General features: G+C 67.7%; 11 protein-coding genes. 5 read left to right on the forward strand and 6 right to left on the reverse strand.

Going from position 1 to position 14,896, the window contains the following annotated elements; translation table 11 throughout:
- Positions 1-88: 88 nt before the first annotated feature.
- From BMZ82_RS35125 to BMZ82_RS35145, 5 genes are all read right to left on the reverse strand, one after another.
- Positions 89-1,153: an ABC transporter ATP-binding protein gene (locus BMZ82_RS35125; protein ID WP_093781457.1), complete on the reverse strand. Its 1,065-nt coding sequence runs from the start codon at positions 1,151-1,153 to the stop codon at positions 89-91.
- A 26-nt stretch (positions 1,154-1,179) separates the two neighbouring features.
- Positions 1,180-2,217: an ABC transporter ATP-binding protein gene (locus BMZ82_RS35130; RefSeq protein WP_093781458.1), complete on the reverse strand. Its 1,038-nt coding sequence runs from the start codon at positions 2,215-2,217 to the stop codon at positions 1,180-1,182.
- A 48-nt stretch (positions 2,218-2,265) separates the two neighbouring features.
- On the reverse strand, positions 2,266-3,246 hold the full coding sequence (locus BMZ82_RS35135) for an ABC transporter permease (RefSeq protein ID WP_093781459.1): 981 nt from the start codon (positions 3,244-3,246) through the stop codon (positions 2,266-2,268).
- 103 nt (positions 3,247-3,349) lie between these two features.
- The gene (locus tag BMZ82_RS35140; protein WP_093781460.1) at positions 3,350-5,113 is read right to left on the reverse strand and encodes an ABC transporter substrate-binding protein; all 1,764 of its coding nucleotides are present in this window, start codon (positions 5,111-5,113) and stop codon (positions 3,350-3,352) included.
- Between the two features lie 90 nt (positions 5,114-5,203).
- Positions 5,204-6,193: an ABC transporter permease gene (locus BMZ82_RS35145; protein WP_093781461.1), complete on the reverse strand. Its 990-nt coding sequence runs from the start codon at positions 6,191-6,193 to the stop codon at positions 5,204-5,206.
- Positions 6,194-6,770: 577 nt separating this feature from the next.
- On the opposite strand from BMZ82_RS35145, the gene BMZ82_RS35150 reads away from it, so the two are divergent.
- The 5 genes from BMZ82_RS35150 to BMZ82_RS35170 are packed head-to-tail and all read left to right on the forward strand — an operon-like array spanning position 6,771 to position 12,427.
- Positions 6,771-8,405, forward strand: coding sequence for a peptide ABC transporter substrate-binding protein (locus BMZ82_RS35150; RefSeq protein ID WP_093781462.1), 1,635 nt, complete (start codon positions 6,771-6,773; stop codon positions 8,403-8,405).
- Between the two features lie 6 nt (positions 8,406-8,411).
- Positions 8,412-9,335 carry an ABC transporter permease gene (locus tag BMZ82_RS35155; RefSeq protein ID WP_093781463.1) on the forward strand — a complete coding sequence of 308 codons (924 nt, stop codon included), beginning with the start codon at positions 8,412-8,414 and terminating at the stop codon, positions 9,333-9,335.
- Positions 9,328-10,350 (forward strand): ABC transporter permease, encoded by a 1,023-nt coding sequence (locus BMZ82_RS35160; RefSeq protein ID WP_093781464.1) that lies wholly within the window; start codon positions 9,328-9,330, stop codon positions 10,348-10,350. The genes BMZ82_RS35155 and BMZ82_RS35160 overlap by 8 nt, the downstream gene beginning before the upstream one ends.
- Before the next feature lie 6 nt (positions 10,351-10,356).
- Positions 10,357-11,355: an ABC transporter ATP-binding protein gene (locus BMZ82_RS35165; protein WP_093781465.1), complete on the forward strand. Its 999-nt coding sequence runs from the start codon at positions 10,357-10,359 to the stop codon at positions 11,353-11,355.
- A complete protein-coding gene (locus BMZ82_RS35170; protein ID WP_093781466.1) occupies positions 11,348-12,427 on the forward strand; it encodes an ABC transporter ATP-binding protein in 1,080 nt (359 codons plus the stop codon). Before BMZ82_RS35165 ends, BMZ82_RS35170 begins: the two co-directional genes overlap by 8 nt.
- 159 nt (positions 12,428-12,586) lie before the next feature.
- On the opposite strand, the gene BMZ82_RS35175 is transcribed toward BMZ82_RS35170, so the two are convergent.
- The gene (locus BMZ82_RS35175) at positions 12,587-14,740 is read right to left on the reverse strand and encodes a S9 family peptidase (protein ID WP_093781467.1); all 2,154 of its coding nucleotides are present in this window, start codon (positions 14,738-14,740) and stop codon (positions 12,587-12,589) included.
- Positions 14,741-14,896 lie beyond the last annotated feature (156 nt).

Raw genomic sequence — 14,896 nt, forward strand, 5'->3', positions numbered from 1 at the left:
AGGGTAGCCACGGGGCCGAACCGGAGCCAGGAAGAACAAACGAAGGCCCGCGGCGGGTTCGGCGCAGGCCTTCGCTCATGGGGGTCGGTCAGGACGTTGCCTCGGCGTCGTCCTTGGACAGGCGGGGGGTCGGGACCTCGGTCACGACGTCCGCTGTTTCCGGGTAGTGGCAGGCCGTCAGGTGGCCGGAGTTGTTGCCTTCGGCCTGGACCAGGGGCGGGGCCTCGGTCGCGCACTTCTCCGTGGCCTTCCAGCAGCGGGTGCGGAAGCGGCAGCCGGAGGGCGGGTTGATCGGGGAGGGGACGTCGCCGACGAGGCGGATGCGGTCGCGGGCGGGGGCGCCCTCGTCCGGCACCGTGGCCTCGGGCACCGCCGACAGCAGCGCCCGGGTGTAGGGGTGGCGCGGGTTGCCGTACAGGTCGTCGCGGTCGGCGATCTCGACGATCTTGCCGAGGTACATGACCGCGACGCGCTGCGAGAAGTGCCGTACGACGGCCAGGTCGTGGGCGATGAAGACGAACGCGATGCCCAGGTCCTTCTGGACCTTCTGGAGCAGGTTGACGACCTGCGCCTGGATCGACACGTCGAGCGCCGACACCGGCTCGTCGGCGACGATCAGCTTCGGGTCGAGGGCCAGCGCGCGGGCGACGCCGATGCGCTGGCGCTGGCCGCCGGAGAACTCGTGCGGGAAGCGGTTGTAGTGCTCCGGGTTGAGGCCGACGATCTCCAGCAGTTCCCGTACGCGCGCCTCGCGGCCGCCCGCCGGGTTGATGTCGTTGATCTCCATCGGCCCGGAGATGATCTTGCCGACGGTCTGCCGCGGGTTCAGCGACGCGTACGGGTCCTGGAAGATCATCTGGATCTCGGACCGGATCGGCGCCAACTGCTTGCGGCCCGCGTGCGTGATGTCCTGCCCGCGGTACGAGATCTGCCCGCCGGACGGCTCGAGGAGCCGGGTGATCAGCCGGCCCGTCGTCGACTTGCCGCAGCCGGACTCGCCGACCAGGCCCAGGCTCTCGCCCTCGGCGACCTGGAAGTCCAGCCCGTCGACGGCCTGCACGGCACCGACCGTACGCCGGATCGGGAAGCCGCCCTTGATCGGGAAGTGCTTGGTGAGCCCGGAGACGTCCAGGAGGGGAGTGGTGCTGCTCATGGTGGTGAAATCCCGTCTCTTGTACGTCAGTTCGCGGCGCTGCCGGCGAGGTCGGTGAAGTACTCGGCGCGCTGCGCGGAGGTCAGGTGGCAGGCGGAACCCCGGCCGTTCGTGATCTGCAGCGGCGGCTGCTCGGTGGCGCACAGGCCGCCCTCGACCTTCTCGGCGAAGGTGCACCGAGGGTGGAAGCGGCAGCCCGTGGGCGGGTTCAGCAGCGAGGGCGGCGAACCCGGGATCGGGTTCAGCGGCACGTCCACCGGGTGGTCCAGGCTCGGCATCGAGCTGAGCAGGCCGAGGGTGTAGGGGTGCTGCGGCGAGCGCAGCACCTCCCGCTTGGTGCCGCGCTCCACGCACCGGCCGCCGTACATCACCAGGACGTCGTCGGCGATGTCCGCGATGACGCCCAGGTCGTGGGTGATGAAGATGATGGCCGTGCCGAACTCCTGCTGGAGATCCTTGAGCAGGTCCATGATCTGGGCCTGCACGGTCACGTCGAGGGCCGTGGTCGGCTCGTCGGCGATCAGCAGCTCCGGGTCGCAGACCAGCGCCATCGCGATCATCGCGCGCTGGCGCATACCGCCGGAGAACAGGTGCGGGTAGTCGTCCACCCGGGTCTCCGCCTGCGGGATGCCGACCCGCTTCAGCATCTCGATGGAGCGCGCCCGGGCCTCCTGCTTGGAGCAGCCCGTGTGCTTGCGGTAGGTCTCGCCGATCTGCTTGCCGACCGTGTGGTACGGCGACAGCGAGGCCAGCGCGTCCTGGAAGATCATCGACATCTTGTTGCCGCGGAGCTGCTCGAGCTCCTTCTCGGAGGCGGTCAGCAGCTCCTTGCCGTCGAGCAGGATCTCGCCCTCGATCGCCGTGCGGTCGCGGTCGTGCAGACCCAGAACGGCCAGGTTGGTGACCGACTTGCCGGAACCCGACTCGCCCACGATGCCGAGCGTCTTGCCCTTCAGTACGTCGAAGGAGAGCCCGTCGACGGCCTTGACGATGCCGTCCTCGGTGGAGAAATGGACTTTCAGGTCCCTGACGGACAGGAAGGGCTGCTGATCGGTGCTCGTCACGGGGACGCTCCTGGGGGGTGATGCGAGAGGTAGGGGGCTTGGCGGAGGTCAGGCGAGCCGGATCCGCGGGTCGATGAGGGCGTAGACGGCATCGACGACGATGTTGAAGAAGACGATCGCGCTGGCGGCCAGGACGGTCACGCCCAGCAGCATGGGCAGGTCGCTCTGGTCCACGGACTTCACCGCGAGCCGGCCGATGCCTTGCAGGCTGAACGTCGACTCGGTGATGATCGCGCCGCCGATGAGTGTGCCCAGGTCGATGCCGAACACCGTGACGATGGGGCCCATCGCGCCTCGCCAGGCGAACCGGAAGAACACGTTCGTCCGGGACAGGCCCTTGGCGCGGGCGGTGCGGACGTAGTCCTCGCTGAGTTGCTCCACGAGCTGGGAGCGCGTCATACGCGTGTAGTTGGCGGTGAAGATGATGGCGAGGGTCAGCCAGGGCAGCAGCAGTCCCGAGAACCAGGCGACCGGGTCGTCGGTGAGGGGGGTGTAGGACGGCTGGTCGAGGATGCCGAGCTTCGCGACGAAGAAGAACATCGCGATGTAGCCGACGAAGTAGATCTGCAGCGAGGACCCGAGCAGCGAAGCCGAGCTGGCGACCTTGTCCAGCATCCGGCCCTGCTTGAGGGCGGCGAGCATGCCCGCGCCGACACCGAGGATCAGGAAGACGATGGCCGCGCCGAAGGCGAGCGACAGGGTCGTCGGCAGCCGGTCCATGATCGTGCCGAAGACCGGCTCGCGGTTGGCGAAGGAGTAGCCGAGGCAGGGCGCGTTGCAGTAGTCGTAGCCGGGGTAGTTGCGTCCGGCGAAGACGCCCACGAGCCACAGCCAGTACTGGACCGGCATGGGCTTGTCGATGCCCAGGTTGTGCCGGATCTGCGCGAGGACGTCCGGCGTGCAGTTCTTGCCGCAGGACATCATGGCGGGGTCACGCGGCACGGCGTAGAAGAGCCAGAAGGTGACGGCGCTGATGATCAGGAGAATGGCCAGCGCGCCGATGACTCGGCGGACAAGGAAGCGGAGCATGAGGCGTGACTTTCCGGACGGGGCGCCGTCGCCGGGAGGCTGAGGGGGGTGGGCCGCAGGGGGCGGCCATATGAATGGCCGCCCCCGGGTGGGTGTGCCGCGATTACTTCATCGCGTAGAGCTTGCACAGCGCGATGCAGGTGTTGCCGCCGTCGTACACGACGTTGCCGACCTTGGATCCGTACATCCAGTTGCGGATCTTGTGGTAGTCGGGCACGACCGCCGCGAGCTCCATGATCATGCGGTCGATGTTGCCCCAGGCCTTGTTGGCCTCCGAGACGTCCGCGATCTTCGCGGCGGCGTCGATCGCCTTGTTGACGCTCGGGTCGTTGAGCTGCGCGTAGTTGCTGCGGCCGTCGCCGATGTTCTTGCCGCTCCAGCAGGGGTAGAAGACCGAGTAGCCGTTCGGCCAGTCCGGGCTCCAGCCGGCGCCGAACAGGTCGAAGTCGTTGTCGATCTTGCCGATCTGCGTGTAGAAGGTCGACTTGTCGACCTGCTTGGTGACGACCGTGAAGCCGGCCTCTTCCAGCGCGTTCTTGACGGCGACGGCGACCTTGACCTGGGTGTCCGACTGCTGGAAGGCGATGACCAGCTTCTGGCCGACCTTGCCGGCCTCCTTCAGCAGGGCCTTGGCCTTCGCCGGGTCGCCACCGGGCTTCTTGGCCACGTCGTAGAGGTCGAACTTGGTGTAGCCGGGGGTGACCGGGGCCAGGATCGTGGTCGCGACCTCGCTGGTGGACGCGCCGCCGCCGATGGTCTGGATCTGCTGGTGCGGCCAGGCGTGGTTGATGGCCTGACGGACCTTGAGGTCCTTGACGCGGGTCATGTTGATCGGCCAGTAGTAGGTGACCGTGTCGACCTGCGTGAGGACGCGCTTCTTCAGCGTGGCGTTGGTGAGCACCTGGGCTATGCGCTCCGGCGCGACCTCGTTGAAGATCGACATCGCGTACTGGTCGTTGTCCTTGTCCGCGATGTAGCGGTCGGTGGACGCGACCAGCTCGAAGCCGAACTGGAAGACGAACTTGTCCGGGTAGGCGTTGCGGATCGCGTCGGTCTTCGGGTCCCAGTGCTCGTTGCGCACGTAGGTCATCGACTTGCCGATGCTGCGGCTCGCGATGCGGTACGGACCGCAGGAGAACGGCTGCTTGTCGTACTTCTCCTTGGTGTCCTTCGCCTTCGGCACGAGACCGTAACCGGGCATCGCGAGCGTGTAGTTGAAGTCCGTGCGGGCTTCGTTGAGGCGGAAGGTGATGGTCTTGCCCTCGACCTCGATGGAGGCGAGGCTCTTGCCCTCGTACGGGCCCTTGTACTTGTCGCCACCCACCAGGAACTGCTGGACGTAGCGGGGGCCCTCGGTGACGAAGGCCGCGAAGAGGCGCTCGAAGGTGTGCTTGACGTCGGTCGTGGAGAGGTCGGAGCCGTCCTCCCACTTCACGCCGTCCTTCAGCGTGAAGGTCCAGGTCTTGCCGCCGTCCTTCATCGTGCCGGCGTCGGTCGCGGTGTCGCCGACGAGGATGCAGCCACCCTTCTCGTCGATCTTGTAGCCGGTCAGACCGCGCGAGATCGGACGGGTGATGGCGCCCTCGGTCGACACGTAGATCTGCGCCGGGTCCAGGTGGTCCATGTCGAACTGGTCGAGCGAGTAGATCGTCCCGCCCTTGACCGCGCCCTTGACCTCCGGCGCCGGGCCGGTGGAGTCGGCCTTCGTGCCGACCGGGATCTCGGTGGTCTTCGAGCCGCTCACCTTGGGGGCGTCGTCCGACGCGGAGCCGCCGCCGGAGCTGCTGCTGCACGCGGACAGCACCGTGGTGGAGGCCGCGGCGGCGACGCCGGTCGCGATCATGAAGGTTCTACGGGAAAAGGACATGGAGAGCCTGCCTGTCGAGGTCAGTCGGGACGAAGAAACCAGCCGGACGTCGTTGAACCTGGCCGGGGAGCGCTGGGATTACCGCTGGGACTACCGCTTGGACTTGGGGTCGAGTGCGTCACGCACCGAGTCGCCGAGCAGGTTGAAGGCGAGGACGAAGATCACCATCGACAGGCCCGGGAAGAGCATGAACGTGATGTCCTCGGTGTAGAACGTGGCGCCTCGCTGGATCATGACGCCCCAGTCCGGTGTCGGGTCGATGATCCCGACACCGAGGAAGGCGAGACCCGCCTCGGCGGTGACGTAGGCCGGAAGCATCAGCGTGGACTGGATGATGATCGGCGTCCACAGGTTCGGCAGCAGCTCTTTGAAGACGATGCGTCGCGGTGACGCTCCCGTGACCTTCGCCGCCTCCACGAACTCCCGTTCGCGCAGCCCGAGTACCTGGCCGCGCAGCAGTCGGGCGATGGACGCCCAGCCGAACGCGGACAGGACGAGGATCAGGCAGGTGGCGCGCAGTGCGGTCGGCACGTCCTCGTCGGGGGCGACGAACACGCCGTAGACGACCGGCATGAAGGCGATGAAGAAGAGCGTGGACGGGAACGACAGGAGGATGTCGATGATCCGGCCGACGAGGTAGTCGGTCCGGCCGCCCAGGTAGCCGGCGGTGATACCGACGACGACGCCGACCAGCGTGGTCAGCAGGGTGGCCGCGACCGCGATGCCCAGCGACGTCCGGATGCCGTACAGCAGGAACGTGAAGACGTCGCGGCCGAGCTGGGGCTCGACGCCGAACCAGAACTCGGAGCTCATGCCGCCGTTCGGACCGGCCGGGTACGCGAAGGCGTTCAGCAGCTCCGGACGATCGCTCGCGTACGTCGTGTAGGGGTCCTTGCCGTACAGCTTGGCGATCAGCGGAGCGGCGATCGCGATCACGAAGAAGAAGATCACGACATAGGCGGATATGACGCCGGTGCGGTCGCGCCTGAAGCGCTTCCATGCCAGTCGCCCGGGAGACCGGCTCTCGCTGGCCTTCGGGGCGTCGGAAGTGGTCGACTTCTCGACGCTCGCGTCGGTCACCTCAAGCGGGGCAGCCGCTGATGGAGTTGGGGGGGTCATGGTGCTCCTGGCCCAAGGGAGGGTCTGATGACTCCGCAGGGCACTCCCTACGGGCTACGCGGGACTTTTTCAACGTAATTCATTCAAGGTCAATAAATTCTGGTCTGCCTTGGTCTTCTCTTTACCTTCTTTACTTGGACTTGACCCTACCGTAGCTACGCGTGTAGCGCGCCGTAATCGTCCCGTGTCCAAATTCGGGCCAACGGGGCTAAACGGTCAACGAGTTCGATATCCGGATGCCTTGGTGTCGGAATGCGTACATCCTGTGGACGCATTCCAACGGTTCCGCATCGGATGGCGGCGACCCGTTGCCTACCGAAGAGTAGATCCATTGTGACCTGGGCGGAAGATCCTTTTCGACCCCCCAGCAGGAACCTGCTGTCTCCGCGCGGCGCTCTTGCGCCATCTCGCCTTCATCCCTCGAACAGCCCTCCAGCGGCCTCTGTTGGGCGCGGTCCGTGTGCACTACGCGTCTTTTGAGTTGATATTGACCGTTAACGGATCAGGCAGGTAAAGAGCTGTCAATGAGGAGGCATCCATGCGTGGAGCCACGCACGCCAAGTGGGCCGCCTGCGGGGTGGCGGCGGTACTCGCGGCCACCGCCTGTGGGGGCGGCGGGAGCGGCAGCGGGGGCGGCGACGGCGGTGCGGTGCTCAGCTCCTCCTGGGGGGATCCGCAGAACCCCCTGGAGCCCGCCAACACCAACGAGGTGCAGGGCGGCAAGGTCCTCGACATGGTCTTTCGCAGCCTGAAGAAGTACAACCCGGAGACCGGCGCGGCCGAGGACATGCTCGCCGAGAAGATCGACACCACGGACTCCCAGAACTTCACGATCACCGTCAAGGACGGCTGGACGTTCAGTAATGGCCAAAAAGTGACGTCGAAATCCTTCGTGGACGCCTGGAACTACGGTGCGAGCCTGAAGAACAACCAGAAGAACGCGTACTTCTTCGAGTACATCGACGGCTACACGAAGACCCACCCGGCGGACGGCGGCAAGCAGAGCGCGGACACCCTCGCCGGGCTCAAGGTCGTGAACGACAAGACGTTCACGGTCCGGCTCACGCAGAAGTTCTCCACCTTCCCGGACGTCCTCGGCTACCCCGCCTACGCCCCCCTGCCCGAGTCCTTCTTCACCGACCACGCCGGCTGGCTCAAGAAACCGATCGGAAACGGGCCGTACACGATCGACTCCTATACCAAGGGGTCCCAGATGGTCCTGAAGAAGTGGGACGGCTACCCCGGTTCGGACAAGGCGCAGAACGGCGGCGTGACCCTGAAGGTCTACACCGACAACAACACCGCCTACACCGACCTGATGGCCGGCAACCTCGACCTGGTCGACGACGTGCCCGCCGCCCAGCTCAAGAACGTCAAGAGCGACCTCGGGGGCCGCTACCTCAGCACCCCCGCCGGCATCATCCAGACCCTGGCCTTCCCCTACTACGACAAGGCCTGGAACAAGCCCGGCTCGGACAAGGTCCGTACCGGTCTCTCCCGCGCGATCGACCGCAAGCAGATCACCGAGACCATCTTCCAGAAGACCCGCACCCCCGCCACCGACTGGACCTCACCGGTGCTCGGCGCGGCCGGCGGCTACAAGGAAGGGCTGTGCGGGGACGCCTGCGACTACGACCCGGCGGCGGCGAAGAAGCTGATCCAGGAGGGCGGCGGCCTTCCCGGCGGCCAGGTCAAAATCACATACAACGCGGACACCGGCTCGCACCGGCAGTGGGTCGACGCGGTCTGCAACTCCATCAACAACGCGCTCGGCAACGACAAGGCGTGCGTCGGCAACCCGGTCGGTACCTTCGCGGACTTCCGCAACCAGATCGGCGACCACAAGATGCCCGGCCCGTTCCGGGCGGGGTGGCAGATGGACTACCCCCTCATCCAGAACTTCCTTCAGCCGCTCTACTACACCAACGCCTCCTCCAACGACGGCAAGTGGTCGAACAAGGAGTTCGACACGCTCGTCAACCAGGCGAACGCCGAGACCGACACGGCGAAGGCGGTGGAGACCTTCCAGAAGGCCGAGGAGGTCGTCCGCGACAACATGGCGGCCATCCCGCTCTGGTACCAGAACGGCAGCGCCGGCTACTCGGACCGGCTCTCGGACGTCAAGCTCAACCCGTTCTCCGTCCCGGTCTACAACGAGATCAAGGTTGGCTGACCCGCCGTGGGCCGGTATGTGATCCGGCGGCTGCTCCAGATGATCCCGGTGTTCATCGGAGCCACGCTGCTGATCTTCCTGATGGTGAACGTGATGGGCGACCCGGTCGCGGGCCTGTGCGGTGACCGGCAGTGCGATCCGGCCACCGCCGCCCAGTTGGAGAAGGAGTTCGGCCTCGACAAGCCGGTCTGGCAGCAGTACCTGACGTACATGGGGAACGTCTTCACCGGAGACTTCGGTACGGCGTTCAACGGCCAGCCGGTCACCGAGCTGATGGCGTCGGCGTTCCCGGTCACCATCCGGCTGACGCTCGTGGCGATCCTCTTCGAGATCGTCATCGGCATCACCCTGGGCGTCGTCACCGGGCTGCGCCGGGGCCGGCCCGAGGACACCGGGGTCCTGCTCCTCACCCTCGTCGTCATCTCCGTCCCGACCTTCGTCACCGGTCTGCTGCTGCAACTGCTGCTCGGCGTCGAGTGGGGCTGGATCAAACCGTCGGTCTCCTCGGCGGCCACCTTCGGCGAACTGATCGTGCCGGGCCTGGTGCTGGCGTCGGTGTCCCTCGCCTACGTCACCCGCCTCACCCGCACCTCGATCGCCGAGAACAAGCGGTCCGACTACGTCCGTACGGCCGTCGCCAAGGGGCTGCCGCGCCACCGGGTCGTCACCCGGCACCTGTTGCGCAACTCGCTCATCCCCGTGGTCACGTTCATCGGCACCGACATCGGGGCGCTGATGGGCGGCGCGATCGTCACCGAGCGCATCTTCAACATCCACGGCGTCGGCTTCCAGCTCTACCAGGGCATTCTGCGCCAGAACACCCAGACCGTCGTGGGCTTCGTGACCGTCCTCGTGCTGGTCTTCCTGGTGGCGAACCTGATCGTCGACCTCCTGTACGCCGTACTCGACCCGAGGATCCGCTATGCCTGAGCCGATTCCGCCCGAGCAGCACCTGCCGGGTGCGGGCCGCACCCCGCAGGACGGGGCGATCGCCGACACAGGCATGGGCGGGGCGATGGATCTGGCCACGGAGGAGGGCGAGACCCTGGAGCGGCAGCCGTCGGACGCGCCCGACGGCCCGCGCGCCACGGGCCCCACCGAGGCCCGTTCCCTCTGGTCCGACGCCTGGCGGGACCTGCGCCGCAACCCGGTGTTCCTCATCTCGGCCCTGGTCATCCTCTTCCTGGTCTTCATCTCCCTGTGGCCCGGGTCCATCACCTGGCTGTCCCCCCTCAAGTGCGACCTCGCCAAGGCCCAGGAAGGCTCCCAGCCGGGCCACCCGTTCGGCTTCGACGGCCAGGGCTGCGACGTCTACACCCGCGTGGTCTACGGCGCTCGTACGTCCGTGGAGGTCGGCGTCCTGGCCACGCTCGGCGTCGCCCTCCTGGGCAGCGTGCTGGGCGGCCTCGCGGGCTTCTTCGCGGGCGCGGGGGACTCGGTCCTCTCCCGCGTCACGGACATCTTCTTCGCCATCCCGGTGGTCCTGGGCGGCCTGGTGCTGCTCTCCGTCGTGACGAGCAACACGGTCTGGCCGGTCATCGGGTTCATGGTGCTGCTGGGCTGGCCGCAGATCTCCCGCATCGCGCGCGGCGCGGTCATCACCGCCAAACAGAACGACTACGTCCAGGCCGCCCGCGCCCTGGGAGCCACCAACTCCCGCCTCCTGCTGCGCCACATCACCCCGAACGCGGTCGCCCCGGTGATCGTCGTCGCGACCATCGCACTCGGCACGTACATCGCGCTGGAGGCCACCCTGTCCTACCTGGGCGTGGGCCTGAAGCCGCCGACGGTCTCCTGGGGCATCGACATCTCCGCCGCCTCCCCCTACATCCGCAACGCCCCCCACGCCCTCCTGTGGCCCTCAGGAGCCCTGGCCCTCACCGTCCTGGCCTTCATCATGCTCGGCGACGCGGTCCGCGACGCCCTCGACCCGAAGCTGAGGTGACGGGCGATGCTGCTCGAAGTGCGTGATCTGCATGTGGAGTTCAGGACCCGGGACGGGAACGCGCGGGCCGTCAACGGGGTCAGTTACGGGGTGGAGGCGGGGGAGACGCTGGCCGTGCTCGGGGAGTCCGGGTCCGGGAAGTCCGTCACCGCGCAGGCGATCATGGGCATCCTCGACATGCCGCCGGGCAGGATCACCGGCGGCGAGATCCTCTTCAAGGGGCGGGACCTGCTCCTCCTCAAGGAGGAGGAGCGCCGGAAGGTCCGGGGCGCGGAGATGGCGATGATCTTCCAGGACGCCCTGTCGTCCCTCAACCCCGTGCTGACGGTCGGCGACCAGCTCGGCGAGATGTTCGTCGTGCACCGGGGCATGTCCCGCAAGGACGCGCGGACGAAGGCCGTGGAGCTGATGGACCATGTCCGCATCCCGGCCGCCCGCGAACGGGTCAGGGACTACCCGCACCAGTTCTCCGGCGGCATGCGCCAGCGCATCATGATCGCGATGGCGCTCGCCCTCGAACCGGCGCTGATCATCGCCGACGAGCCCACCACCGCCCTCGATGTCACGGTCCAGGCCCAAGTCATGGACCTGCTCGCGGAGTTGCAGCGCGAGTACCACATGGGGCTCATCCTCATCACCCACGACCTGGGCGTCGTCGCCGACGTCGCCGACCGCATCGCGGTCATGTACGCCGGCCGGATCGTCGAGTCGGCCCCCGTCCACGACATCTACAAGGCCCCGGCCCACCCCTACACCCGGGGCCTGCTCGACTCCATCCCGCGCCTGGACCAGAAGGGCCACGAGCTCTACGCCATCAAGGGCCTGCCCCCCAACCTGATGGCCATCCCGCCCGGCTGCGCCTTCAACCCCCGCTGCCCGATGGCCCAGCTCGTGTGCCGCAGGGATGTGCCCCCGCTGTACGAGGTCGAGGACTCGGACTCGGATGGTGTCGATACGGGCCGCACCAGCGCGTGCCACTTCTGGCGGGAGTGCCTCCATGGCTAGTTCCGTATCGGTCGAGCCGATCCTCGAAGTCACCGGGCTCGTCAAGCACTACCCGCTCACCCAGGGCATCGTCTTCCGGAAGCAGGTCGGCGCGGTGAAGGCGGTCGACGGCGTCGACTTCACCCTTGCCAAGGGCGAAACCCTGGGCATCGTGGGGGAGTCGGGCTGCGGCAAGTCGACGGTGGCCAAGATGCTGGTCAACCTGGAGAAGCCGACGGCCGGCGAGATCCGCTACAAGGGCGAGGACATCACGGCCCTGTCGGGCAAGGCCCTGCGCACGGTCCGCCGCAACATCCAGATGGTGTTCCAGGACCCGTACACCTCCCTCAACCCGCGCATGACCGTCGGCGACATCATCGGGGAGCCGTACGAGATCCACCCCGAGGTCGCCCCTAAGGGAGACCGCCGACGAAAGGTCCAGGATCTCCTGGACGTCGTAGGGCTGAACCCGGAGTACATCAACCGCTACCCGCACCAGTTCTCCGGCGGCCAGCGCCAGCGCATCGGCATCGCGCGCGGACTGGCCCTGCGCCCCGAGGTGATCGTCGCCGACGAACCGGTGTCCGCGCTGGACGTGTCGGTCCAGGCGCAGGTGATCAACCTGCTGGACCGGTTGCAGAGCGAGTTCGACCTCTCGTACCTCTTCATCGCCCACGACCTGTCGATCGTCCGCCACATCTCGGACCGGGTCGGCGTCATGTACCTCGGCCGGATCGTGGAGATCGGCAAGGACGAGGAGATCTACGACCATCCGACGCATCCCTACACCCAGGCGCTGCTGTCGGCGGTGCCCGTCCCGGACCCGGAGGCGCGGGAGCGCCGGGAGCGGATCATCCTCACCGGCGACGTCCCGTCCCCGACGAACATCCCGTCCGGCTGCCGCTTCCGCACCCGCTGCTGGAAGGCGGCGGAACGCTGCGCGCTGGAGGTGCCGCTGCTCGCGGTCCCCGCGGAGTTCCGGCTCGCGCCCGGCCCGGCGGCACACGACTCGGCGTGCCACTTCGCGGAGGAGAAACGCGTCGTCCCACCCGAAGACCACCGGGAAGATCCCGGGCAAGATCACGACAACTAGGGTGTACAGCCGCACATTTGCATCACAACCGCGTTAACAAGCAGGCAACTTGGCTGACCCGATTCCGATATACGGACGCGTCAGTCTGAACAGCGTACGGCCGTGCGGGTGCCGTAAACGGGCCGGGGCGCGCCATGTCGCCCCGGCCCGTTGCAATGCCTACCGCTGTGTCTTTGTCTGGGCGAGGCCCAGGGAGCGGCGGAGGAAGTCCAACTGGAGGTGGAGCAGGTTCTCCGCGACCTGTTCCTGCGGGGTGATGTGGGTCACGCCTGACAGGGGGAGCACCTCGTGCGGGCGGCCCGCCGCCAGCAGCGCCGAGGACAGCCGCAGGGAGTGGGCGACGACCACGTTGTCGTCCGCCAGCCCGTGGACGATCATCATCGGGCGGGCCGGCTCGACCGCGTCCACCAACCCCTCGTCGTCGATCAGCGAGTTGCGCCGGTAGACCTCCGGCTGTTCCCCGGGGTGGCCGAGGTAGCGCTCCTCGTAGTGGGTGTCGTACAGGCGCAGGTCGGTGACCGGCGCGCCGACGATCGCCGCGTGGAACACGTCGGGGCGGCGCAGTGCCGCGAGCCCGGCGAGGTAGCCGCCGAAGGACCAGCCCCGGATGGCGACCCGGGTCAGGTCGAGCGGGAAGCGCTCGGCGAGCGCGTGCAGGGCGTCGACCTGGTCCTGGAGGGCGATGGCGGCCACGTCGTTCTTGATGGCCTTCTCCCAGGCGGGGGAGCGGCCCGGGGTGCCCCGTCCGTCGGCGACGACCACCGCGAACCCCTGGTCGGCGAACCACTGCGAGGTGAGGTGCGCGTTGTGCGCGGCCACCACCCGCTGCCCGTGCGGCCCCCCGTAGGGGTCCATGAGGACGGGGAGTGGAGTACCCGTGTCGGATGTCGTGTCGTAGTCCGTGGGCATAAGCACGGCGCACGGGATCCGCCGTGCGCCCCCCTGTGTCAGCGTCACGCGCGGGGTGAGGCCGGGATCCTCCGCGTGGGAGAGGACGGTCCTCGCGGGCTTGCCGTCCGCCCGCAGTACCCGCGCCACGCTCCCCGGCCGGTCCGGCGTCGCCGACACCAGCACGGTCACCTTCCCGGCGCGCACCGCCGTGTGCACGCCGGGCTCCTGCGAGAGGCGCTCCATGCCGAGTTCATTGACCCGGTAGACGTGCACCTCGCCGATCTCCGCAGCGGTCGCGTCCTCCCCGGCGGAGGCGGAGACGAGCACGTCGTGGGCGGTGACGTCCAGCACCGCCCGGACGTGCAACTGCGCGCCGGTCAGTGGACGTTCGCCGACGGTGAGGACCCGCGCGCCGCCCTCGTCGGCGATCCGGATCAACTGCCCGGAAGGGCTCCAGCAGGGCACTCCGGGGAAAAGTTCAAGCCAAATCTGATCTTCGTCCGCGTGCACCATCCGGGTGGCCCCGGAATCGGCGTCCACGGCCAGGAAAAGCTGGCTGCGCTGATCGCGCGCTTGTACGAGAATCAGCGGCGCACCCGCCTCTGACCAGTGCACTCGTGCCAGATACGGGTACCGGGCCCGGTCCCAGACGACCTCCGTACGCACCCCGTCGAGCCCGAACACGAACAGGCGTACGTCAGCGTTGGGCGTCCCGGCAGATGGATAGGGCACGTGTTGTGGGTCACGTTTCGGGTGGGCCGGATCGGAGAGCCACCACCGCTGCACCGGCGTGTCGTCCACGCGGCTGACCAGCAGCCGGTCCGACTCCGGAGCCCACCAGAAGCCCCGCAGCCGGTGCATCGACTCGGCCGCGATGAACTCCGCCAGGCCATACGAAACTTTGTCCGATTCCGGTTCCGCCACCGCCCGGTCGTCCGTACCCCCGGAGTCGACCACCCGCAGAGCGCCCCCGGTGACGTACGCGACGAGCTGTCCGTCGGGCGACGGGCGGGGGTCGATCACCGGCCCCGGAACGCCGATCCCGCGCACCCCGCCGTCCCGCAGCCCGGCCGTGAAAAGCCGCCCTGACAAGGTGAAAGACGCCAGTTCGACGGCCGTGTCGGTGGCGTATCCGACGATCCCCGCACCCCCCTCGCGACTGCGTTCGCGCCGCGCTTTCTCCTCCGGCGGGAGGTTCTCGGAAGCGCCGCCGAGAAGGGTGCCCGGGTCGGCGACGAGGCGTTCCGTGCCGTCCGCCGGGTCGAGCACCCAGAGGGAGTTCGCCCGATCCGTACCGGAACCGGAGCGCAGGAACGCGACCCGGGAACCGTCGGGCGCGACGGTGAACGAACGCGGCGCGCCGAGGGTGAAACGCTGCGTGCGGGCGTGCCGGCGGGGGAAGGACTCGGACTCGGTCGTCATGGCCCGACCATATTGGCCATGCGACCCCCTTGTGCGGCTGTGCGCCGCGAGATGCGCACCCACACATAGTTATGATCACTAGCGCTGTGTGGGTATGAACCTGCTGGCCGATGTATGGATTTACAAGTTCCCTTGTTCTGCTTTTGCCCCCACGTT

The organism is Streptomyces sp. yr375, from assembly GCF_900110755.1.
In the GTDB taxonomy this organism is placed as follows: Bacteria; Actinomycetota; Actinomycetes; order Streptomycetales; family Streptomycetaceae; genus Streptomyces.